General features: G+C 71.3%; 18 protein-coding genes. 13 read left to right on the plus strand and 5 right to left on the minus strand.

The features are described 5' to 3' along the window. Positions 1 to 179: 179 nt before the first annotated feature. Together AB0I54_RS03150 and AB0I54_RS03155 are read right to left on the minus strand one after the other, a co-directional pair. On the minus strand, positions 180 to 902 hold the full coding sequence (locus tag AB0I54_RS03150; RefSeq protein ID WP_363294112.1) for a M50 family metallopeptidase: 723 nt from the start codon (positions 900 to 902) through the stop codon (positions 180 to 182). A 191-nt stretch (positions 903 to 1,093) separates the two neighbouring features. After that, positions 1,094 to 1,918, minus strand: a complete 825-nt coding sequence (locus AB0I54_RS03155) for a DUF2249 domain-containing protein (protein ID WP_363294114.1) — start codon at positions 1,916 to 1,918, stop codon at positions 1,094 to 1,096. 72 nt (positions 1,919 to 1,990) lie between these two features. On the opposite strand from AB0I54_RS03155, the gene AB0I54_RS03160 reads away from it, so the two are divergent. The 13 genes from AB0I54_RS03160 (at position 1,991) to AB0I54_RS03220 (ending at position 16,803) form a co-directional block, all read left to right on the plus strand. Then, on the plus strand, positions 1,991 to 2,731 hold the full coding sequence (locus AB0I54_RS03160; RefSeq protein ID WP_363294116.1) for a helix-turn-helix domain-containing protein: 741 nt from the start codon (positions 1,991 to 1,993) through the stop codon (positions 2,729 to 2,731). Next, positions 2,728 to 3,942 (plus strand): hypothetical protein, encoded by a 1,215-nt coding sequence (locus tag AB0I54_RS03165; RefSeq protein ID WP_363294117.1) that lies wholly within the window; start codon positions 2,728 to 2,730, stop codon positions 3,940 to 3,942. Before AB0I54_RS03160 ends, AB0I54_RS03165 begins: the two co-directional genes overlap by 4 nt. Continuing rightward, positions 3,939 to 6,644, plus strand: coding sequence for a multicopper oxidase domain-containing protein (locus tag AB0I54_RS03170; protein WP_363294118.1), 2,706 nt, complete (start codon positions 3,939 to 3,941; stop codon positions 6,642 to 6,644). Before AB0I54_RS03165 ends, AB0I54_RS03170 begins: the two co-directional genes overlap by 4 nt. Before the next feature lie 43 nt (positions 6,645 to 6,687). Next, on the plus strand, positions 6,688 to 7,503 hold the full coding sequence (locus tag AB0I54_RS03175; protein ID WP_363294119.1) for an SOS response-associated peptidase: 816 nt from the start codon (positions 6,688 to 6,690) through the stop codon (positions 7,501 to 7,503). A gap of 1 nt (position 7,504) precedes the next feature. Further along, positions 7,505 to 8,131 (plus strand): alpha/beta family hydrolase, encoded by a 627-nt coding sequence (locus tag AB0I54_RS03180; RefSeq protein ID WP_363294120.1) that lies wholly within the window; start codon positions 7,505 to 7,507, stop codon positions 8,129 to 8,131. 246 nt (positions 8,132 to 8,377) lie between these two features. Next, complete coding sequence (gene sigR / locus AB0I54_RS03185; protein ID WP_363294121.1) at positions 8,378 to 9,061, plus strand: RNA polymerase sigma factor SigR; 684 nt, start codon at positions 8,378 to 8,380, stop codon at positions 9,059 to 9,061. Next, the gene (gene rsrA / locus AB0I54_RS03190; protein WP_363294122.1) at positions 9,058 to 9,369 is read left to right on the plus strand and encodes a mycothiol system anti-sigma-R factor; all 312 of its coding nucleotides are present in this window, start codon (positions 9,058 to 9,060) and stop codon (positions 9,367 to 9,369) included. Before sigR ends, rsrA begins: the two co-directional genes overlap by 4 nt. A gap of 138 nt (positions 9,370 to 9,507) precedes the next feature. Beyond that, positions 9,508 to 10,815 carry an HD-GYP domain-containing protein gene (locus AB0I54_RS03195; protein WP_363294123.1) on the plus strand — a complete coding sequence of 436 codons (1,308 nt, stop codon included), beginning with the start codon at positions 9,508 to 9,510 and terminating at the stop codon, positions 10,813 to 10,815. Beyond that, positions 10,812 to 12,125: an HD domain-containing protein gene (locus tag AB0I54_RS03200; RefSeq protein ID WP_363294124.1), complete on the plus strand. Its 1,314-nt coding sequence runs from the start codon at positions 10,812 to 10,814 to the stop codon at positions 12,123 to 12,125. The genes AB0I54_RS03195 and AB0I54_RS03200 overlap by 4 nt, the downstream gene beginning before the upstream one ends. Before the next feature lie 148 nt (positions 12,126 to 12,273). Continuing rightward, entirely contained in the window at positions 12,274 to 13,254 is a 981-nt protein-coding gene (locus AB0I54_RS03205; protein WP_263216682.1) for a hypothetical protein, read from the plus strand. Positions 13,255 to 13,404: 150 nt separating this feature from the next. Then, a complete protein-coding gene (gene def, locus AB0I54_RS03210) occupies positions 13,405 to 14,055 on the plus strand; it encodes a peptide deformylase (RefSeq protein WP_363294125.1) in 651 nt (216 codons plus the stop codon). Between the two features lie 325 nt (positions 14,056 to 14,380). Next, on the plus strand, positions 14,381 to 15,436 hold the full coding sequence (cyc1, locus tag AB0I54_RS03215) for an epi-isozizaene synthase (protein WP_363294126.1): 1,056 nt from the start codon (positions 14,381 to 14,383) through the stop codon (positions 15,434 to 15,436). Then, entirely contained in the window at positions 15,433 to 16,803 is a 1,371-nt protein-coding gene (locus AB0I54_RS03220) for a cytochrome P450 (protein ID WP_363294127.1), read from the plus strand. The genes cyc1 and AB0I54_RS03220 overlap by 4 nt, the downstream gene beginning before the upstream one ends. A gap of 22 nt (positions 16,804 to 16,825) precedes the next feature. Here AB0I54_RS03220 and AB0I54_RS03225 read toward each other — a convergent pair whose 3' ends face one another. From AB0I54_RS03225 to AB0I54_RS03235, 3 genes are all read right to left on the minus strand, one after another. Beyond that, the gene (locus AB0I54_RS03225) at positions 16,826 to 17,791 is read right to left on the minus strand and encodes a helix-turn-helix domain-containing protein (RefSeq protein WP_363294128.1); all 966 of its coding nucleotides are present in this window, start codon (positions 17,789 to 17,791) and stop codon (positions 16,826 to 16,828) included. Between the two features lie 247 nt (positions 17,792 to 18,038). Further along, on the minus strand, positions 18,039 to 19,052 hold the full coding sequence (locus AB0I54_RS03230; RefSeq protein WP_363294129.1) for a ribonucleotide-diphosphate reductase subunit beta: 1,014 nt from the start codon (positions 19,050 to 19,052) through the stop codon (positions 18,039 to 18,041). After that, positions 19,052 to 21,415: a ribonucleoside-diphosphate reductase subunit alpha gene (locus AB0I54_RS03235; protein ID WP_363294130.1), complete on the minus strand. Its 2,364-nt coding sequence runs from the start codon at positions 21,413 to 21,415 to the stop codon at positions 19,052 to 19,054. The genes AB0I54_RS03230 and AB0I54_RS03235 overlap by 1 nt, the downstream gene beginning before the upstream one ends. Positions 21,416 to 21,530: the final 115 nt, after the last annotated feature.

The raw sequence follows: 21,530 nt of genomic DNA on the forward strand, positions 1-21,530 counted from the left end.
GGCGCCCGCGCGGCGGGGCCGTGAACGGCCCGGGCCCGTGCCCCGGTGCGGTTCGGGGCGCCTTCTCGTCCCTCCGGCGGTCGGCTGTCGTCTCTCTGGCGGTCGGTTGTCGTGGTCCGGCAGTCGGTTGTCGTGGTCCGGCAGTCGGCAGTCGGCTGTCGTCCCTCGGCAGTCGGCTGTCATCCCTCCAGCAGCCAGCTGCCCCCGCCGATCAGCGAGGACAGTGACACCGCGTGGAACAGGAACAGCCACAGGCCCGCGGGGACGTGCGTCAGGCGGGACAGCTGGTCCGCGTCCGAGTCGCCCGCCCCACCGCGTGAACGCTTGGCCTGGAGTTCGAAGGCCGGGCGCACACCGCCGAACAGCAGGAACCACACCACCGCATACGCGAACGCCGCCTGCACCTGGGGGCCGGCCAGCCAGGACACCAGCAGGAAGGCGGCACCCGTGACGATCACCGTCAGCGCCCCGTAGGCGTTCCGGATCATGACGAGCATGGCTACGAGCAGGGCCGTCGCCGCCCACAGCAGCAGCGTGATGTGTCCGGCGGCCAGCAGCGCGGCGCCGCCCAGGCCCAGCAGCGGGGGAGCGGTGTAGCCGGCCGCCGCGGTGAGGATCATGCCCGGGCCGGTCGGCTTGCCCCGGCTCACGGTCAGGCCGCTGGTGTCGGAGTGCAGGCGTATGCCCGTCAGCTGCCGGCCGGTGAGCAGCGCCACCAGGCCGTGGCCGCCCTCGTGCGCGATGGTGATCGCGTTGCGCGAGAGGCGCCACGCGGTGTGCGGGACGACCGCGGCGAGCGCGGCGACCAGGGTGGCGATCACCACCCACAGGTTGGGGTCGGGTTGGGTGCCGACGAGACGGTCCCAGAGGTCGGGCAGCGCGGTGGCGGCGGTGCTGTCCATGTGTGCTGTTGCTCCCTCTGGTCGTACGGAGTGTCGCAGTGTGGCACGTCTGCCTGGACGGTATCTGAGACGCCGACCCGGCGACGATCGTTCCCGGCGGTAAACGTGCAGGTCACAGCGTTAGAGCCCCGGAGTGGTCCGGGGCTCTTGCGTTACCCGTGCCTGCCGGTCGGACGACCCGCCCGTGGTGCTCAGCGGTGCGAGAGCAGCAGACGCCACGCGTCCGGGCCGCGCTGGAGGTACTCCACCGCGAACGCGCCCGGGTGACGGTCCTCGATCTGGCCCAGCAGGGGCAGCGGGTCGTGCGGCGCGACCAGGATCATCGCCTGCCCGGAGGGCACCGCGGCGATCGCGCCGAACACCGTGGCATGCCGCAGCGAGTGGGGGACGTCACGCACGTCCAGCTCGGGCACGTCCGTCTCGTCCGAACCGCCGCAGCCACAGGTGCCACCGCAGCCACCGCCGGACGCGGCCGCCTCGCCGGCCTCACCGTGCTCGTGACCGTGGCCGTGCTCGTGGCCGTGCTCGTGACCGTGGCCGAGGATGTCGTGCATGCCCGCCAGGAGTCCGGCCAGGGAGATGTCCGGGGAACCGGCCAGCAGCGGCAGGATCAGGGTGTTCTCCTTCTCCAGGTGCTCCTCGAACAGCACCTGGAGCGCCCGGCCGTCGGTCGCCGCCTGCACGGCCGAACCGGCCTTGCGCAGCGCCTCGACGAGTGCGGTGAGCCTGCGGTGCTCGGCGAGCATGCCATCGATCAGGAGGCGCGCGGCGGGCAGGTCGTGGGCCACGGGGTAGAGGGTCTCCTCCTCGGCGACCGCATGCGGGATCAGGTCGCGGTCGCAGAAGGCGACCAGTTCCGCCCGGACCCGGTCGGCCGCCGCCGGGTCGCGCTCCGCGGCCGCGATCAGCATCGCGACCCGTCCGGCCAGGTCACCCGCCAGCTGCGTGTGATGCGCCTCGACGGCCTCGGCGGCCGCCGCGTCCTGGGGGTCCGATGCGATGGTCAGGGTGCTCATGAGGGTCGTCCTTCCAACGGCCGGCAGCCCGTCCCCGTTCGGTCCGGGCCGATACTGCAATATAGTACGGACATGACCGTGGAAAATAACGGACCGCTTCCCGGCAGCGGAACGAACCGCGTACCGCTGTCCCGGCAGCGCCGCGGTGTGCTGCAGTACCTGCGCGGCCAGGCCGCCCCCGCCACCGCGAGCGCGCTCGCCAAGGTGTGCGCGCTGCACGTCAACACCGTCCGCGAGCACCTGGACGCCCTGGTGGACGCCGGCCTCGCCACCCGCGAGGCGTCCAACCCCTCCGGACGCGGCCGCCCCGCCTTCCGCTACCGGGCCCGCCCGCCGCAGGAGTCGCCCGCACGCGAATACGCCGGGCTCGCCGCCGTCCTCGCCGCGCAGATCGCCCGCTCCAGCGCCGACCCGCGCCAGGACGCCCTAGCCGCCGGTGAGCAGTGGGGGCGCCTCCTCACCGCCCGGCAGACGCCGACGGCGGATCCCAAGGAGGCGCGGACCCGGCTGCTGGACCTCCTGGAGGAGATCGGCTTCGACCCGGAGGCGGACGCGGACGCACGCCAAGTCCGGCTGCGGCGCTGTCCGTTCGTGGAGACGGCACGTGAACACCCCGGTGTCATCTGCGGTGTTCACGAGGGACTGGTCCGGGCCGGGCTCGCCGCGCTGGGCGGGGCACCGCAGGGGGTCGAACTGCTGCCGTTCGCCGAACCGGACGCGTGCCGACTGCACTTGGGCCTGACCGGGCGGGCCGACGACGAGGACGGTGCCGGGCACCCGACCGCGACCGGCACACCCGGGGCGAACCGGTGACCCCGCCGTCCGGCTCCGCGCCCGGCAGCAGCGCCGCCCGGCGCGCGGGCGCCCGCCGCGCACCCCTGCTGCTCGCCGCCGGTCTCTGCCTCCTCGCCGGTCTCGACGCCGCCCTCGGCCTGCTCGGCCTGCCGGCCCCGGTCACCACCGACCGGCTCCCGCAGGTGCACGGCGTGCTGATGGTGCTCGGCTTCGCCGGCACGCTGGTCGCTCTGGAGCGTGCCGTCGCCCTGGGCCGCCCCTGGGCCTATCTGGCCCCCGGCTGCCTCGGCGCCGGGGGCCTGCTGCTGCTCAGTCCGGTCGACCTGGTCGTACCCCGGCTGCTGCTCGTCGCCGGATGCGCGGCGCTGACCGCCCTGTACGTGCGCTTCTGGCGCCGGCAGCCGAGCGCCGCCCTGCTCGCCCAGGCCGCGGGCGCCGTGCCGGCACTGGGTGCGGCGCTGCTGTGGCTGGGCGGGATCGACGTACCGGGCATGCTGCCCTGGCTGGTGGCCTTCCTCGTGCTGACCATCGCGGGGGAGCGGCTGGAACTCGCCCGGGTGGCCGTCCTGGCGCCCTCGGCCGAGCAGACGTTCCTGTGCAGCGTCGGCGCGGTCACCGTGGGCGTGGTCGCCACCCTGCTGTGGCCCGCGATCGGCACCGTGCTGCTCGGCGCCGCGCTGCTCTCCCTGGTCGCCTGGCTCGTCGTGCACGACGTCGCCCGCCGGCTGCTGCGCTCCACCGGCCTGCCCCGCTTCACCGCGGCGTGCCTGCTCGCCGGATACGCCTGGCTGGGCCTGGCCGGCATCCTGTGGCTGCTCAACGGGCCGATCACCGAGGGGACGCGGTACGACGCGGTGGTGCACTGCGTGTTCCTGGGCTTCGTGATGTCGATGATCATGGCGCACGCCCCGGTGATCCTGCCCGCCGTCCTGCGCCGTCCCCTGCCCTACCACCCGGCGCTCGCGGTGGCGGCCTGGCTGCTGCATCTGTCGCTGGCGCTGCGCGTGCTGGTCGGTGACCTGCGGGACGTCCGAGGCGCGTGGCAGCTCGGCGGGGTGCTCAACATCGTCGCCGTGCTGCTGTTCGTCGTATCGGCGGCCACCGCCTCCGTCATCGCCACGCGGCGCGCGTCGGCGACGGCGACGGCGAAGGCCTCCGCCACTTCCTCCGCGTCAGCACCCGACGATTCCTCCGCGTCAGCACCCTCCGACCCGAGGACCCCCCGGTGACCACGAACCTGTCTCCCTCCACGGCGAGCGGATCCGCCCCGAAGCCCCCGGGCCGCTCCCCGCGCACCCGCTGGCTCCTCGGCGTGAACGCGATCGTGGTCGTCTGGCTCGCCCTCTTCGCCGCGGTCGGGTCCGGCCACCACTTCCTGCCGCACGCCTTCTGGCTGCTCGTCCATGTGCTGCTGCTCGGGGCGGTCACCAACGCGATCGTCATCTGGTCGGGCCACTTCGCCGCCTCCGTCCTGCGGCTGCCCGAGGCGAACCGGGGTGCACCCGCCGCACTGCGCCTGGTCTGCCTGAACGCCGGTGCGGTCGGTGTGATCGGCGGCATGCTCTTCGACCGGTGGTACGTCGTCCTGGCCGGTGCATGCCTGGCCGCGGCCGCGGTCACGGCGCACGCCGTATGGCTGGTACGACTGATGCGGCGGGCGCTGCCCGGCCGGTTCTCCATGACCGTGCGCTACTACGTGGCCGCCTCCGCCCTGCTGCCCGTGGGTGCCGCGCTCGGCGTCGTCATGGCGCGCGGTGACCTCGCCGGTGATCTGCCCGAACGGCTGCGCGTCGCCCACGAGACGATCAACCTGCTCGGCTGGGTCGGCCTCACCGTCGCCGGAACGCTCATCACCCTGTGGCCGACGATGCTGCGCACACGGGTGGTGGACGGCGCGGAACGAGCGGGCCGCGCCGCCCTTCCCGTCCTGCTCGCCGGACTCGGCGCCGCCGTCGCCGGCACCCTGCTCGGCCCGCCGCCGCTCGCCGCCCCCGGCGTGGTCGGCTACGCCGCCGGGCTGGTCGTCGCGGGCCGGCCCTGGCTGCGTGAGGCCCGGGCGAAGGCACCGCGTTCCTTCGCCGCGTGGTCGGTGGCCGCGGGCTGCGGATGGCTGGCCGGCTCGCTGACCGTCCTGTCCGGCATCCTCGTCTCCACGACCTCCTGGATCACGGTGGGGGAGCGCGTGTCGCTGCTGACCGCGCCGCTCGCCGCAGGCTGGATCGCCCAAGTACTGCTCGGCGCGCTGAGTTTCCTCGTCCCCGTGGTCCTGGGCGGCGGCCCCGCCGCCGTACGCGCCGCCACGCTGAGCCTCGAACGGGCCTGGCCGGCCCGGCTGGCCGTCACCAACGCCGCGCTGCTGCTGTGCGTGCTGCCGGTGCCGTCGATGGTGCGGGTGGCGTGCTCGGTGCTGCTGCTGGTGATGCTGCTGTTCTTCCTGGTGCTGCTCGTGCTGACGGTCGTACAGGGGATGCGCAACCGCCGCAGGGCGGCGCAGGGAGATCCGCCTCCGGCTCCGGCCGAGGTCCCGGCGCGACCGCACCGGGTGCTCGGTGGCGTTGCCCTCGGGCTCGCGGTCGTGATGCTGGCCGTCGCGGGCGGCGGGGCAGCCGATGTGCGGTCGCTGCCGATCCTGGAGCGGTCCGCCGCCACGGGCTCCGACGGGGGCGCGGTGACGCCGACCGGCCGTACCACCACGGTCGCGGTGACGATCCACCACATGCGCTTCTCGCCGGCCTCCGTCGACGTGCCCGCCGGAAACCGCCTGGTGATCAACCTGCACAACACCGGTACCGACACCCACGACCTGGTGCTGGAGACCGGCGCCCGCACCGACCGGCTCAGTCCGGGACAGAAGGGCACGCTGGACGCGGGAGTCGTCGGCCGCGACCTTGAGGGCTGGTGCTCCATGGTCGGCCACCGGCAGATGGGGATGGTCTTCGCCGTGAACGTCACCGGGGCCGGTGCGGACTCCACCGCAGACAGCGGCGGGACCACCCACGACCACAGCGGCGCAGGCACGTCCGCGGCCACCAAGGACACCGCCGCGGAGGCGTTCGACCCGATGGCCGAACCGGCCGCCGGCTTCACCGCCCGCGACGCCCAGCTCCCGCCCGCCACCGGCGGAGCCGGCCACCAGGTGCACAAGAGGACGATCACCGTGAAGGAGGTGACGAGGGAAGTCGCCCCCGGCGTACGGCAGAAGCTGTGGACCTTCGACGGCACGGCCCCCGGGCCCGTGCTGCGCGGACGCGTCGGCGACACCTTCGAGATCACCCTCGTCAACGACGGAACGATCGGCCACTCGGTCGACTTCCACGCCGGATCGCTCGCGCCGAACGGGTCGATGCGCACCATCAAGCCCGGCGAGTCCCTGACGTACCGGTTCACGGCCACCCGCAGCGGCATCTGGATGTACCACTGCTCGACCATGCCGATGTCCCTGCACATCGCCAACGGCATGTTCGGCGCGGTGATCATCGACCCGCCCGGCCTGCCCACGGTGGACCGTGAATACGTGCTGGTCCAGTCGGAGTTCTACCTCGGCAGGCAGGGCGGCACGGCCGACGCCGCCAAGGTGAACGCCAAGGACTACGACATGGTCGCCTTCAACGGCTATGCCAACCAGTACGATCACGACCCACTGACCGCCAGGCCCGGTGAGCGCGTACGGATCTGGGTGCTGGCGGCCGGGCCGAACGAGTCCAGCGCGTTCCATGTCGTGGGCGGCCAGTTCGACACGGTGTTCCGTGAGGGTGCGTACGACTTGGGACGGGGAGGGTCGCAGAGCGGGGGCGCGCAGGTCCTCGGCCTGGCCCCCGCCTCGGGTGGATTCGTCGAGCTGTCCTTCCCGGAGGCCGGTGACTATCCGTTCGTCACGCACGTCATGAGCGACGCGGAACGGGGTGCGCACGGCGTCTTCAAGGTCCGGTGAGCGGCGACAATGGCACCAAACGGTTGTCGGAGGGGTGTGTGACATGTGCGGACGGTATGCGTCCAGTCGTCGGCCCGAGGATCTCGCGGGAATCTTCGAGGTCGAGAAGTGGGAGCCCGAGGAGACCCTGGAGCCGGACTACAACGTGGCTCCGACCAAGGAGGTTTACGCCGTCCTCGACCGCCCCGTGAAGGACGCCGAAGACCCGCGGCCGGTGCGCCAGCTGCGCCGGCTGAAGTGGGGACTGGTGCCGTCCTGGGCCAAGACCCCCGAGGGCGGCGCCCGGATGATCAACGCGCGTGCGGAGACCGTGCACGAGAAGCCCGCGTACCGCCGCGCCTTCGCGGCCCGGCGCTGCATCGTCCCCGCCGACGGCTACTACGAGTGGGTCACCGGCAAGGAGGAGCGGGACCTGGAGGCCGAGGGGAAGAAGAAGCGCCCGCGCAAGCAGCCGTACTTCGTGCTGCCCGCAGACGGCTCGGTCTTCGCGATGGCCGGGCTGTACGAGTTCTGGCGCGACAAGACCCTCCCCGACGACCACCCGCAGGCCTGGTGGGTCACCTGTTCCGTGATCACCACGGAGGCGGAGACGACCCCCCTGGCCGTCGCCCCGGCCGAGGGACCGTTCTCGCTCGCCGAGATCCACCCCCGGATGCCGCTGATGCTCACGCAGGACCGCTGGGACGCCTGGCTGGACCCCTCCCGCACGGACCCGGAGGACCTGCGCTCCCTGCTGGAGCCGCCCCCGGCGGGCCTGATGCGCGCGTACCCCGTCTCCACGGCCGTGAGCAACGTCCGCAACAACGGCCCGGAGCTGCTGAAGGAGCTGGAGGGGCCGGAAGAGGGCACACTCTTCTAGCGTGATCGAGATTGTCGAGACCGACGCCGGTACCGCCCGCATCACCTGGCACCGGGCCAGGAAGGCGCGGCTGGTGCTGGCCGCGAGTCATGGGGCGGGCGGCGGCATCGAGGCGCGTGACCTGCAGGCGCTCGCCCGGGTGCTGCCGGAGCACGGTGTGACCGTGGCCCTGGTAGAGCAGCCCTGGCGGGTCGCGGGCAAGAAGCTCGCGCCCGCGCCGAAGACCCTGGACACCGGCTGGCGCGGCATCTGGCCCGCGCTGGCCGGGATGGAGCTGCCGGTGATCTCCGGCGGCCGCAGCGCGGGCGCCCGGGTCGCCTGCCGCACCGCCACGGAGCTGGGCGCGCACGCCGTGCTCGCGCTGAGCTTCCCGCTGCACCCGCCGGGCAGGCCCGAGAAGTCCCGCGCCGGCGAACTGCTCGGCGCCGGGGTGCCCACGCTCGTCGTACAGGGCGGAAACGACCCCTTCGGCAAGCCGGACGAGTTCCCCGCGGGTGCGTACGAGCTGGTCGGGGTGCCGTACGGCGATCACGGCTTCGCGGTCCCCAAGCGCGCGGAGATCACCCAGGAGCGGGCCCTGGAGATCATCACGGACGGTGTCGTCCAGTGGGCGGCGTCACTCGGGTAACGCACGGGAATGCCGGGGCCGGGACAGCTGTTGTGCCGGACAGAAGTGCTGGACCGCCGGCACCGTCGTCGTTGGAGAGGAAGCCGCCGCATGGGTTCGACCATTTGCCCGAGCCGCCCTGAGCTGGACTGGACGGTGCTGCACGCGGCCAAGACCACTCCTATTCGAGCGGCGGCAGGCACGGGTCGTGTTCTATCCTCCGAAACGAGTGGGACCGGTTTCGGTCCCGCCCGGGATCTTGAGGAGGTGGGTCCGGTCACTGGGACCGACGCAGGGACCGACAACGGCCAGGCGGAGCTGCCCGAGGGCCAGGGCATGGGCGCGGAGTCGACCGCGGAGCGCAGCGCGCGCTTCGAGCGGGACGCGCTCGAATTCCTCGACCAGATGTACTCGGCCGCGCTGCGCATGACGCGCAACCCCGCCGATGCCGAGGACCTGGTGCAGGAGACGTACGCCAAGGCGTACGCGTCCTTCCACCAGTTCCGCGAGGGCACCAACCTCAAGGCGTGGCTGTACCGGATCCTCACCAACACCTTCATCAACTCGTACCGCAAGAAGCAGCGCGAGCCCCAGCGCAGCGCGGCCGAGGAGATCGAGGACTGGCAGCTCGCCCGTGCCGAGTCGCACATGTCGACCGGTCTGCGCTCCGCCGAGTCGCAGGCGCTCGACCACCTGCCCGACTCGGACGTCAAGGAAGCACTGCAGGCGATCCCCGAGGAATTCCGCATCGCCGTCTATCTCGCGGACGTAGAGGGCTTTGCGTACAAGGAGATCGCGGACATCATGGGGACACCCATCGGTACGGTGATGTCCCGGCTGCACCGGGGCCGCCGTCAACTGCGCGGCATGCTGGAGGACTACGCGCGTGAGCGCGGTCTGGTCCCGGCGGGCGCCGGAGAGTCGAACGAAGCGAAAGGCTCGGGCTCATGAGCTGCGGAGAGCCGCACGAGACGGACTGCAGTGAGGTCCTCGATCATCTCTACGAGTTCCTCGACAGTGAGATGCCGGACGTCGATCGCGACAAGTTCAAGCAGCACTTCCAGGAGTGCTCCCCGTGCCTGGAGAAGTACGGCCTGGAAGAGGCCGTGAAGAAGCTGGTCAAGCGGTGCTGCGGGCATGACGACGTACCGACGGACCTGCGCGCCAAGGTCCTGGGGCGGCTCGACCTGATCCGTTCCGGCCAGACCGTGCCGGAGCACGACGTGACCGCCTCGCCGGTCACGCCCCAGGAGTCCTGACCCCGCGCCCGGACATCCGTGTCCTGATCTTGGGGACATCACCCGAATGTGCTAATCCGCGGGTCATCGGCCCGCGGACCCCCTGGCCCCCGTCCTAGGCTCCGAAGCCTGGGCACACACGGTCGGGGGAGGGGTGTCATGGAGGTGGTTCCGGCACGGGCACGCGTGTACGTGGCCTGTGTCGCCCTTCTCGCTCTGTCCTGTCTGCTGTCGCTGCCCGGAACCCACTCACCCTGGTGGGTGATCGCGCTGCTCGCCGCGCTGTACGCGGCCTGCGAGCGCGTCGCGCGGCGCCGGTTCGCTGGCACCTTCTACCCCGTCCTGCTCGCCGGGGCCTTTCTGCTTCCCCCGCCCGCCGCCGCGCTCGTACCCCTGCCGGCCGCCCTGCTCTCCCACGGCGGACAGCCGTCCACGTCGCTCCGGCGCGTCTGGCGGGGCGCCCAGCCGGTGCTTGCGGTGTGGGGCGCGTCCCGGGTGCACTGGGCGCTGGGCGGGCGCGACGCGGTCGTGGCGTCCCACTTCCCCTATGTGCTCGTGCCCGCCGGGGCGGCCGTGCTGGTCTTCTGCCTGGTGCTGGCCGTGCTCGACGGCGGGATCCTCGCCCTCGTCGAGCGGGTGCCGGCCCGGCGGGCCTGGCGGGGGCTGCTGTCGCGCTCGCTCGCGCCGATCGCGGCGCACGGGCTGGCCGGGCTGATGATGGCGGTGCTCTGGCGCAGCCCGTACGGCCCCGTCGCCGCGCTGCTCGTGCTGCTGCCGATGTGCGTGTCCTGGTGGGTGTTCGCGCAGTACCACCGGGAGCGGGCCGCCCACCAGGCCACCATCCGCGCGCTGGTGCAGGCCGTCGACATCAAGGACGGGTACACCCGCGGTCACAGCGAGCGGGTCGGACATGCCTCCGTGATGATCGCCCGTGAACTGGGCATGGACGGCGAGCGCGTCGAGGTGCTGCGCTTCGCCGGGATCCTGCACGACGTGGGGAAGCTGGGCGTCCCGACCCGGCTGCTCCGCAAGGACGGGCCGCTCACCCCCGAGGAGCGCCGGGTCATCGAACTGCATCCCGAATACGGGCACGAGGTGGTGCGGGGCATCTCCTTCCTCGGCGAGGCGCGCGCGGCGATCCTGCACCACCACGAGCGGCTGGACGGAAGCGGCTATCCGTACGGGCTGGCCGGCGGGCAGATCCCGGAGTGCGCGCGGGTGGTCGCCGTCGCCGACGCCTTCGACGCCATGACGTCCACGCGGTCCTACCGCAGGGCCCGGCCCGTCGCGACGGCACTGGAGGAGCTGGATCGGTGCGCCGGGGCCCAGTTCGACCCCAGGATGGTCGCCGCGCTGGCACGCGCGCTGGCCCGGCACGGCTGGCACCCCGCCGTCACCGCCGACGAGACGCGGCAGGCGGCGTCCCCGCCCGAACCCGTCCCGAGCCGGCCAGGAGCCGGGCGATGACGCCGCTCCGCCTGATATCCGGCTCCGCAGTCGTCCTCGCCCTCGTCTCCCTGGCCGTCACCCTGTGGACCGGCATCGGCGACCGGGGAGTCGCCCTCTGCTTCGGCCTCCTCATAGCCGTCGGCGAGCTCTCCCTCCCCCAGGCTCTCGGCTCCGGCCGGTCGGAGGGGACCGAAGCGACCGGCGCGCGCGTGCGGGAGGCCGCGCCCGTCGGGGCCGCCGGAGCGCTGTCCTACGCCCTGCTCGGCGAGGTCGCCGGCCGCCCCGCCCAGCACGGTGCCGCGCAGGTCGTCACCGTCGTCCTGGCAGCCTCCCTGCTCGGCAGCGTGCCGCACATCTGGCAGGGCCGCAGCCCCACCCTCGACCAGCTGGCCCGCCGCGTCCTGACCGTCGGCTTCGCCGCCGTCTGCTTCCAACCCCTCTACAGCCAGGGCGTGTTCGGCTCCTGGGGCGGACCGGCCTACGCCCTGCTGGTGCTCGCCCTCCTCGTGCTCACCGCCCTGTGCGACGCGGTCCTGGCGGCCGCGCAGGCGCACTCCCGCACCCGGTGGCCGTTCGGCCCGCTGCTCAGGGACGAGCTGCGGGGGCTGCTCGGCATCGGGTCCGCCGTGTGCGCCACGGGCGCGGTGATGGCGCTGGCGGTCGCCGTCGCGGGACTGTGGGCGCTGCCCGTGTTCTGTCTGCCGCTGCTGCTCACCCAGCTCTCCCTGCGCCGGTACGCGGCGGTACGGGCCACCTACCGGCAGACCATCGCCTCACTCGCCCGGGCCACCGAGGTCGCCGGGTACACCCCTGCCGGGCACGCCCGTCGCGTCGCCGCGCTCAGCGGCGCCGTGGGCCGGGACCTGGGGTTGTCCGGGACCGAGCTGACGGTGCTGGAGTACGCGGCCCTGATGCACGACATCGGCCAGCTCAGCCTGGTCGACCCGGTGCCGGCCGGGGCCACCGCCGGGCTGCCCGCGGAGGAGCAGCGGCGCATAGCGCTCCTCGGCGGGGCCGTCGTACGGCAGACCGGGGTGGACGCGGCGGTCGCCGTGGTCGTGGAGCGGCAGGCCGACCCCTACCGGGAGCAGCCGGTGGCCGCGCGGATCGTACGCGCCGTGAACGCCTATGAGGAGATGGCCCGGGAGGCGGGTCCCGGCGGGCCGCTCAAGGCCCTGGAGGAGCTGCGGCTGGGCACCGCGGGGGACTATGCGCCCGAGGTCGTGGAGTCGCTCGCCCGGGTGCTCTGGAATCAAGGGTGTGGCGCGATGGGGGTCTCCCCAGGCGTTGAGCTCCGGGGAAGCCTCGGACAGGGTGGTGGTGGGTGACCGGCGGCACTGTCTGGCCCTGCCTCTTCCTGGGTAACCCATGGGTAATGAGCGCCCTTCCTGCCGTACGTGGTTGGATGCGAGGGAGAGGGTGTCCGGGGGCACAAGCCAGCCCACTGTGCGGAACTGGAACTGGCAGGCGGGAATCGTGAGGATCTTCGGCAAGGGACGGCACCGGCCCTCCGCCTCCTGGCGGCAGGCCACAGATCGCGCGTTCACGCTGATCGGCGACGGCCGGTACGAGGACGCGGGCGAGCTGCTGACGCGCGCCGCCGACCTGGAGCCCTGGCTGTCGGAGTCCTGGTTCAACCTCGCCCTGCTGCACAAGTTCCGGCACGACTGGGAGCAGGCCCGGGCCGCCGGCCTCAGGGCCGTGGCGCTGCTCGACCGGGAGACCGGGGCACCCGACTGGTGGAACGTCGGCATCGCCGCCACCGCCCTGCAGGACTGGCCGCTGGCCCGGCGGGCCTGGCAGGCCTACGGGCTGCGGGTGCCGGGCGGAGCCGCCGTCTCCGGGGAGCCGCTCGGCATGGAGCTGGGCAGCGCGGCCGTACGGCTGTCGCCCGAGGGCGAGGCCGAGGTCGTGTGGGGACGCAGGCTCGATCCGGCGCGGGTCGAGGTGCTGTCCATTCCGCTTCCCTCGTCCGGGCGACGCTGGGGCGAGGTCGTACTGCACGACGGGGTGCCCCACGGGGAGCGGACCACGGCCACCGGGCATGCGTTCCCGGTCTTCGACGAGATCGAGCTGTGGGCCCCGTCGCCCGTCCCCACCTGGGTGGTCCTGCTGGAGGCCGCGACCGAGGCCGACCGGGACGCGCTGGAGCAGCTGGCCGCCGACGCCGGCTTCGCCGCGGAGGACTGGTCGTCGTCCGTGCGGCTGCTGTGCCGTATGTGCTCGGAGTCGCGCATGCCGTCCGACGAGGGCGACGGCACCCATCTCGACCCGCACGACCACAGCGAACCCGGCCACCCGGGGCCGCTCGGCCACCGCACCGACGGGCAGCTGTGGGTGCCCGAGCGCGAGTGCGGGGTGGCTGCGCCGGCTTCGCTGGTGAGGGGGTTGCTGGACGGGTGGGTTGCGGACAGTCCTGATTCTCGGGACTGGCGGGATCTGGAAGAGGTTTGCTAGGGACCGTTGTCGGCTGCGGGTTCGTTGTGGCTGGTCGCGCCCACGCGGCGGAGCCGCATATCGATACTGTCCCGCGCCCCTTTCGGGGCGCCCCCCGTACCCTGTATCAGCAAGTTCACCCCCCTGTTTTTGAGGAAGGCATCGTCGGTCATGGCGCAGCAGGACACCGATCAGCAGCACGCGGGCGTGCTCCCCGTGGACGACGAGGGCTTCGTCATCGACACCGAGGACGCGGAGGAGCGTGAGAACGCCTGGCGTGAGCGTGGCACCTCGCGGCCGATCACGGTCGTCGGGAACCCGGTGCTGCACAAGGAGTGCAAGGACGTCACCGAGTTCGGCGAGGAGCTCGACCAGCTGGTCGCGGACATGTTCACCAGCCAGCGCACCGCCGAGGGCGTGGGCCTGGCCGCCAACCAGATCGGCGTCGACCTGAAGGTCTTCGTCTACGACTGCCAGGACGACGAGGGCGCCCGGCACGTCGGCGTGGTGTGCAACCCGAAGCTGGTCGACCTGCCCGCCGACAAGCGCCGCCTGGACGACAGCAACGAGGGCTGCCTGTCCGTGCCGACCGCCTACGCGCCGCTCGCCCGCCCGGACTACGCCGAGGTGACCGGGCAGGACGAGAAGGGCAACCCGATCAAGGTCCGCGGCACCGGCTACTTCGCACGCTGTTTGCAGCACGAGACCGACCACCTCTACGGCTACCTGTACATCGACCGTCTGTCGAAGCGCGAGCGCAAGGACGCGCTGCGGCAGATGGCCGAGAACGAGCCGCGCTATCCCGTGGTCGCCAACGACTGAGGCCCGCGCACACCTCCGTGACGCCTGATCAGGAACGTTCCTGATCAGGCGTCGTTCGTTTATGTCCGGCTTCACACCGTCTATGCGTCGCATATTCGATCTTTTGTGCGCATCTAGCAATTCGCATTCAGTCACACAAGGGGGGATTCTCGGCACGGTGGGGTAGTGAGTGAAGCAAATCCGTTCCCAGAGCGGTCAGTTGTGGTGCTGAATGGGAAGTGCGGGGATACGCAACGGCGCACGCCCGGCACGGTGAGAGGGGTGTGTGCTTCTGGCGGCTGAGAGGGGTTTGTTCGTGCATGCTTTCCCACACAGCACCACATGGATGCCGGCGGCGGTCCCGGTCCCGCCGACGCTGGCTCTGCCGTTGATCGAGTCGGCGTTTCCCCGGCAACTGCACCCGTATTGGCCGCGACTACAGGAGAAGACCCGCCTCTGGCTCCTGGAAAAGCGGCTCATGCCGGCGGACAAGGTGCAGGAATATGCCGATGGCCTGTGCTACACCGACCTCATGGCGGGCTACTACATAGGCGCCCCCGACGACGTCCTGCAGGCCATAGCCGACTACAGCGCGTGGTTCTTCGTCTGGGACGACCGCCACGACCGCGACATCGTCCACGGCCGCACCGACGAGTGGCGGCGGCTCAGGTTCCGCTTACACGCGGCCCTCGACTCACCCGGGCCCCACGAGTCCCATCCGGACCCGGTGGTGGCGGGATTCGCGGACAGCGTGCGGCGGTTGTACTCCTTCCTTCCCCGGACCTGGAACGCCCGGTTCGCCCGGCACTTCCACGCGGTGATCGAGGCGTACGACCGGGAGTTCCGCAATCGCGTCAGGGGATACGTCCCCGGGGTGGAGGAGTATCTCGCCCTGCGGCGCCTGACCTTCGCACACTGGATATGGACGGACCTGCTGGAGCCGAGCGCCGGATGCGAACTCCCGGACGCCGTGCGGAAACACCCGGCATACCGTCGTCCGGCGCTGCTGAGCCAGGAATTCGCCGCCTGGTACAACGACCTCTGCTCGCTCCCGAAGGAAATAGCGGGCGAGGAGGTCCACAATCTCGGAATCAGTCTCATCACCCATGAGGGCCTGACTCTGGAAGAGGCGGTCGTCAAACTTCGGCGGCGCATCGAGAAATGCGTGGAGGAGTTTCTCGAAGCCGAAATGGTCGGTCTGCGGTTCGCCGACCGGCTCGACGACGGAACCGTGCCCGGAAAGGAACTGGGTGCCGCCGTACGGTCCTGCCTCTGCAATATGCGGAACTGGTTCAGTTCCGTCTACTGGTTCCACCACGAGTCCGGCCGGTACATGGTCGACAGCTGGGACGACAGGTCCACGCCCCCGTACGTCAACAACGAAGCGGCAGGTGAGAAATGACCGTCGAGTCGGTGAAGCCCGCGGCACCCGAGGTGCCCGAGTTGAGTGAGCCGCCCCTCGCGGGGGGTGGCGTCCCGGTCCTCGGCCACGGCTGGCAACTGGTCCGCGACCCGCTGGCCTTCATGGCCGGGCTGCGCGAGCACGGTGACGTCGTACGGCTGAGGCTCGGCCCGAAGACGGTGTACGCCGTCACCACCCCCGCGCTCACCGGCGCAATGGCGCTGAGCCCCGACTACAAGATCGACGGGCCGCTGTGGGAGTCCCTCGAAGGCCTGCTCGGCAAGGAGGGCGTGGCCACCGCGAACGGCCCCCGGCACCGGCGCCAGCGACGCACCATCCAGCCCGCGTTCAGGCTCGACGCCATACCCGCGTACGGGCCGATCATGGAGGAGGAGGCGCACGGGCTGACCGAGCGCTGGCGGCCCGGCGAGACGGTCGACTGCACCTCCGAGTCCTTCCGGGTCGCCGTGCGGATCGCGGCCCGCTGTCTGCTGCGCGGCGAGTACATGGACGAGCGCGCCGAGCGGCTGTGCGTCGCGCTCGCGACCGTCTTCCGCGGTATGTACCGCCGGATGGTCGTCCCGCTCGGACCGCTCTACCGGCTGCCGCTGCCGCCCAACCGGAAATTCAACCGGGCCCTGGCCGATTTGCATCTGCTCGTCGACGAGATCGTCGCCGAGCGCCGGGCGTCCGGTCATAAGCCGGACGATTTGCTGACGGCATTGCTGGCGGCGAAGGACGAGAATGGCGCGCCCATCGGGGAACAGGAGATCCACGACCAGGTCGTCGCGATACTCACCCCCGGAAGCGAAACCGTCGCCTCCACGATCATGTGGCTGCTCCAGGTGCTCGCCGAACATCCGGAACACGCCGAGAAGGTACGTACCGAGGTCGAATCCGTGACCGGCGGCCGGCCCGTCGGATTCGGAGACGTACGGAAGCTCACGCACACGAACAATGTCGTCGTCGAGGCGATGCGTTTGCGTCCCGCCGTATGGATATTGACGCGACGCGCGGTGACCGACACCGCGCTCGGCGGCTATCGCATTCCGGCCGGGGCGGACATCGTCTACAGCCCGTACGCCATCCAGCGCGACGGCCGGTCCTACGCGCACAACCTCGACTTCGACCCCGACCGCTGGTCGCCGGAACGCGCCAAGGACGTACCGAAATACGCCATGAGCCCGTTCAGCGTGGGCAATCGCAAGTGCCCAAGCGACCACTTCTCCATGGCCCAGCTCACCCTGATCACGGCGGCACTGTCGGCGAAGTACCGCTTCGAGCAGGTCGACGGGTCGAACGACGCGACCCGCGTGGGCATCACGCTCCGTCCGCACCGGCTGCTGCTGAAGCCAGTGCCGTGGTGATGCCCCTGTTGCCGGTGCGCGCTCAGGCGGCCTGCGGGCCCCGGAACGCGCGCCGGTAGGCGTTGGGGGTGGTCCCCAGGGCCCGTACGAACTGATGGCGCAGCGCGGCCGCCGTGCCGAACCCGGTGCGCGCGGCGACGGTGTCCACCGTCTCGTCCGTGCCCTCCAGCAACTCCTGTGCCAGCAGCACGCGTTGGCGCAGGATCCAGCGGTAGGGCGTGGTGCCCGTCTCCTGCTGGAAGCGGCGCGCGAAGGTGCGCGGTGCCATGAGGGCGCGGGCGGCCAGCTGCTCGACGGTCACCTCCTCGTCGAGGTGCTGCTCCATCCACACCAGTACCTCGCCGACCGTGTCGCACGAGTTCCGGGGCAGCGGACGTTCGATGTACTGCGCCTGTCCGCCGTCCCGGTGCGGCGGTACCACCATCCGCCGGGCGATCTTGTTGGCGACCTCGGGCCCCTGTTCCTTGCGCACGATGTGCAGACAGGCGTCGATCCCGGCCGCGGTGCCGGCGGAGGTGATCACCGGGTCCTCGTCGACGTACAGGACGTCCGGTTCGACGCGGGTGCGCGGGAAGCGCCGGGCGAGCACGTCCGCGTGCCGCCAGTGCGCGGCGCAGCGCCGTCCGTCGAGCAGTCCGGCGGCGCCCAGCACGAAGACGCCGGAGCAGACGCTGAGCACCCGGGCGCCCCGGTCCACGGCCCGGCGCAGGGCGGCGAGCAGCTCGGGCGGATAGTCACGCCCGACGTTCGCGTCGGAGGCCGGTACGGCGATCAGATCGGCCTCCTCCAGCCGGTCGAGGCCGTACGGCGTGGAGACGGTGAGCCCGCCGACATGGGTGCTCAGTGCCGGACCCTCCGCCGAGACCACGGCGAAGTCGTACACCGGCAGCCCCTCGTCGCTGCGGTCGAGGCCGAACACCTCGCAGACGACTCCGAGTTCAAAGGGATGCACACCGTCGAGCAGGACGGCGGCCACGTTCCTCAGCATGCGTCCAGTGTGCCTCGGAAGTGGCAGCAATTCGAGGGTGTGCGGCAGTCCTGCCACTGTTTGTAAGGAGTATTCGGCGCGACAGTGGTGACATGACTACAGCGCAGACAGAAGCCCTGATCGGAATGACCGTCGCCCTCGGGATCCTGGTCCTCCTGGTCCTCCCCTCACTGATCGGCATCGTGCGCGACCGGCGCATCGACCGACAGCTCAGGGAGGCCCGGGAGACCGGGGAGGCAGGACGGGATCAGAAGTCCTCGTCCAGGTCGACGGTGCCCTCCACCGCCACCTGGTACGCCGAGGGACGCCGCTCGAAGAAGTTGGTCAGCTCCTGAACCCCCTGGAGCTCCATGAAGGAGAAGGGGTTCTCGGAGCCGTACACCGGAGCGAAGCCGAGGCGGCTCAGCCGCTGGTCGGCGACGCACTCCAGGTACTGCCGCATCGACTCGGTGTTCATGCCCGGGAGGCCGTCACCGCACAGGTCGCGCGCGAACTGCAGCTCGGCCGCGACGGCCTCCCTCAGCATGTCGGTGACCTGCTGCTGAAGCTCCTCGTCGAAGAGGTCCGGCTCCTCCTTGCGGACGGTGTCCACCACCTCGAAGGCGAAGGACATGTGCATCGTCTCGTCGCGGAACACCCAGTTGGTGCCGGTGGCCAGACCGTGCAGCAGACCCCGGCTGCGGAACCAGTAGACGTAGGCGAAGGCGCCGTAGAAGAACAGGCCCTCGATGCACGCGGCGAAGCAGATGAGGTTGAGCAGGAAGCGCCGGCGGTCGGCCTTCGTCTCCAGGCGCTCCAGCTTCTCCACCGAGTCCATCCACTTGAAGCAGAACGCGGCCTTCTCGCGGATGGAGGGGATCTTCTCCACGGCAGCGAAGGCCGCGGCGCGGTCCTCCGGGTCGGGGAGATAGGTGTCCAGGAGCGTCAGATAGAACTGGACGTGCACGGCCTCCTCGAAGAGCTGCCGGCTCAGATAGAGCCGCGCCTCGGGCGAGTTGATGTGCTTGTACAGGGTCAGCACCAGGTTGTTGGCCACGATCGAGTCGCCCGTCGCGAAGAACGCGACCAGACGCCCGATCAGATGCTGCTCACCCGGCGTCAGCTTCGCGAGGTCGGCGACGTCCGAGTGGAGGTCGACCTCCTCCACGGTCCAGGTGTTCTTGATCGCGTCCCGGTAGCGCTCGTAGAAGTCGGGGTAGCGCATCGGGCGGAGAGTCAGCTCGAAGCCCGGGTCGAGCAGGTTGGTGTTACGGCTGGACATCACTGGCAGGCCTCGCAGGACTCGGGGTTCTCAAGGGAGCAGGCGACCGCCTCGGGGTCGGCGACCTGCTGGACGGGGATGGACGCCTGCGGCTGCGCCTGGGCGGCGCGGGCGATGCGGGTCGCCGGGCGCGAGCGCAGGTAGTACGTCGTCTTCAGACCCTGCTTCCAGGCGTACGCGTACATCGAGGAGAGCTTGCCGATGGTCGGCGTCTCCATGAAGAGGTTCAGGGACTGCGACTGGTCGAGGAACGGGGTCCGGTCCGCGGCCATGTCGATCAGTCCGCGCTGCGGGATCTCCCACGCCGTGCGGTACAGCGTCCGTACGTCGGCCGGGATCCACGCGAAGTCCTGCACCGAGCCGCCCGAGTCGCGCAGCGCCTCACGGGTGCGGGCGTCCCAGACGCCCAGCTCCTTGAGGTCCTTCACCAGGTACGAGTTGACCTGGAGGAACTCGCCCGACAGGGTCTCGCGCTTGAAGAGGTTGGAGACCTGCGGCTCGATGCACTCGTACACGCCCGCGATCGAGGCGATCGTGGCGGTCGGCGCGATCGCGAGGAGCAGCGAGTTGCGCATGCCGACGGCGGCGATCCGCTCGCGCAGGGCGGCCCAGCGCTCCGGCCAGGAGAGCTCGGCGCCGTAGTGGTCGGGGTGCAGGACGCCCCTGGCCGTGCGGGTCTTCTCCCAGGCGGGGAGCGGGCCACTGCGCTCGGCGAGGTCGGCGGAGGCCTCGTACGCGGCGAGCATGATGCGCTCGGCGATCCGGGTCGACAGGGCGCGTGCCCCGGGCGAGTCGAACGGCAGCCGCAGCTTGAAGAAGACGTCCTGCAGGCCCATCGCACCGAGGCCGACGGGACGCCACTTGGCGTTGGACCGGCCGGCCTGCTCGGTCGGGTAGAAGTTGATGTCGACGACACGGTCGAGGAAGGTGACGGCCGTGCGGACCGTCTCGTCCAGCCGCTCCCAGTCGATGTCGCCGTCGACGACGAACGCGCCGAGGTTGACCGACCCCAGGTTGCAGACCGCCGTCTCCCCGTCGTCGGTGACCTCCAGGATCTCCGTGCAGAGGTTGGAGGAGTGGACGACATGGCCCGGCTCGGCCGTCTGGTTGGCGGTGCGGTTGGCGGCGTCCTTGAAGGTCATCCAGCCGTTGCCGGTCTGCGCCAGGGTGCGCATCATGCGGCCGTAGAGGTCACGGGCGGGGATGGTCTTCTTCGCGAGCCCGTCCGCCTCCGCCTTGCGGTACACGGCGTCGAACTCCGCGCCCCACAGGTCGACCAGCTCCGGCACGTCCGAGGGGGAGAACAGCGACCACCGCTCGTCGGCGTCGACCCGGCGCATGAACTCGTCCGGGATCCAGTGCGCGAGGTTGAGGTTGTGCGTACGGCGGGCGTCCTCGCCGGTGTTGTCGCGCAGCTCCAGGAACTCCTCGATGTCGGAGTGCCAGGTCTCCAGATAGACCGCGGCCGCGCCCTTGCGCCGGCCGCCCTGGTTCACGGCGGCGACGGAGGCGTCGAGGGTCTTGAGGAACGGGACGATGCCGTTGGAGTGCCCGTTGGTGCCGCGGATCAGCGAACCACGGCTGCGGATGCGGGAGTACGACAGCCCGATGCCACCGGCGTGCTTCGAGAGCCGGGCCACCTGGTGGTAGCGGTCGTAGATGGAGTCCAGCTCGTCCAGCGGGGAGTCGAGGAGGTAGCAGGACGACATCTGCGGGTGCCGCGTGCCGGAGTTGAAGAGCGTGGGGGAGGAGGGCAGATAGTCGAGGCGGCTCATGAGCCCGTAGAGCGCGGCGACTTCGTCTACGGAGCGGGCGGAGTCGTCCTCGGCGAGACCCGCGGCGACCCGCAGCATGAAGTGCTGGGGCGTCTCGACGACCTTGCGGGTGATGGGGTGGCGCAGCAGGTAACGGCTGTGCAGGGTGCGCAGGCCGAAGTAGCCGAAGCGGTCGTCGGCGGCCGGGTCGACCAGCGCGTCGAGCCGCTCGGCGTGGAGTCGTACGAACGCGGCGGTGTGGTCGGCGATCAGCCCCTCGCGGTGCCCCACGGCGACGGACCCGGTGAAGGACGTCACGCCCTGCGAGGCGGCCTCGTCGCGGATGGAGAGGGTCAGCAGCCTGGCGGCCAGCCGGGAGTAGGCCGGGTCCTCGGAGATGAGGCCGGCGGCCGCCTCCGTGGCAAGCTCGCGCAGCTCCGACTCGTCCGCCCGGGCGGAGCGGCCGCGCAGCGCGGCGGCGGCGACCCGGCCGGGGTCGGCGTCGGGCAGGTCGGCGGTCAGCTCGGTCAGGGTCCGCAGCAGCGCGGCACCGGGACCGTCGGTCTCCAGGCGTGTCGCTGAAGCCGGTTCGGCTGGCGCGATGGTCACGTGGGGCTCTCCCAGGCTCGGCACGGGGGCCTTGCGCAGGGCAGGGGGCGGCACACGAGCGCACGCGGCGTCTCGTCCACCGGCCCACTCCACGAGGCCCGGACGTCGGGGCACC

The organism is Streptomyces sp. NPDC050625 (assembly GCF_040654755.1).
Lineage (GTDB): Bacteria > Actinomycetota > Actinomycetes > Streptomycetales > Streptomycetaceae > Streptomyces.

What these genes read in the sequence shown, in the direction of transcription:
- AB0I54_RS03200 (WP_363294124.1), top strand. Translation starts at nt 10,812, where the DNA reads ATGACGCCGCTCCGCCTGATATCCGGCTCCGCAGTCGTCCTCGCCCTC.
- AB0I54_RS03160 (WP_363294116.1), top strand. Translation starts at nt 1,991, where the DNA reads ATGACCGTGGAAAATAACGGACCGCTTCCCGGCAGCGGAACGAACCGC.
- AB0I54_RS03220 (WP_363294127.1), top strand. Translation starts at nt 15,433, where the DNA reads ATGACCGTCGAGTCGGTGAAGCCCGCGGCACCCGAGGTGCCCGAGTTG.
- rsrA (WP_363294122.1), top strand. Translation starts at nt 9,058, where the DNA reads ATGAGCTGCGGAGAGCCGCACGAGACGGACTGCAGTGAGGTCCTCGAT.
- cyc1 (WP_363294126.1), top strand. Translation starts at nt 14,381, where the DNA reads ATGCCGGCGGCGGTCCCGGTCCCGCCGACGCTGGCTCTGCCGTTGATC.
- AB0I54_RS03155 (WP_363294114.1), bottom strand. Translation starts at nt 1,918, where the DNA reads ATGAGCACCCTGACCATCGCATCGGACCCCCAGGACGCGGCGGCCGCC.
- def (WP_363294125.1), top strand. Translation starts at nt 13,405, where the DNA reads ATGGCGCAGCAGGACACCGATCAGCAGCACGCGGGCGTGCTCCCCGTG.
- AB0I54_RS03195 (WP_363294123.1), top strand. Translation starts at nt 9,508, where the DNA reads ATGGAGGTGGTTCCGGCACGGGCACGCGTGTACGTGGCCTGTGTCGCC.
- AB0I54_RS03225 (WP_363294128.1), bottom strand. Translation starts at nt 17,791, where the DNA reads ATGCTGAGGAACGTGGCCGCCGTCCTGCTCGACGGTGTGCATCCCTTT.
- AB0I54_RS03230 (WP_363294129.1), bottom strand. Translation starts at nt 19,052, where the DNA reads ATGTCCAGCCGTAACACCAACCTGCTCGACCCGGGCTTCGAGCTGACT.
- AB0I54_RS03175 (WP_363294119.1), top strand. Translation starts at nt 6,688, where the DNA reads ATGTGCGGACGGTATGCGTCCAGTCGTCGGCCCGAGGATCTCGCGGGA.
- AB0I54_RS03150 (WP_363294112.1), bottom strand. Translation starts at nt 902, where the DNA reads ATGGACAGCACCGCCGCCACCGCGCTGCCCGACCTCTGGGACCGTCTC.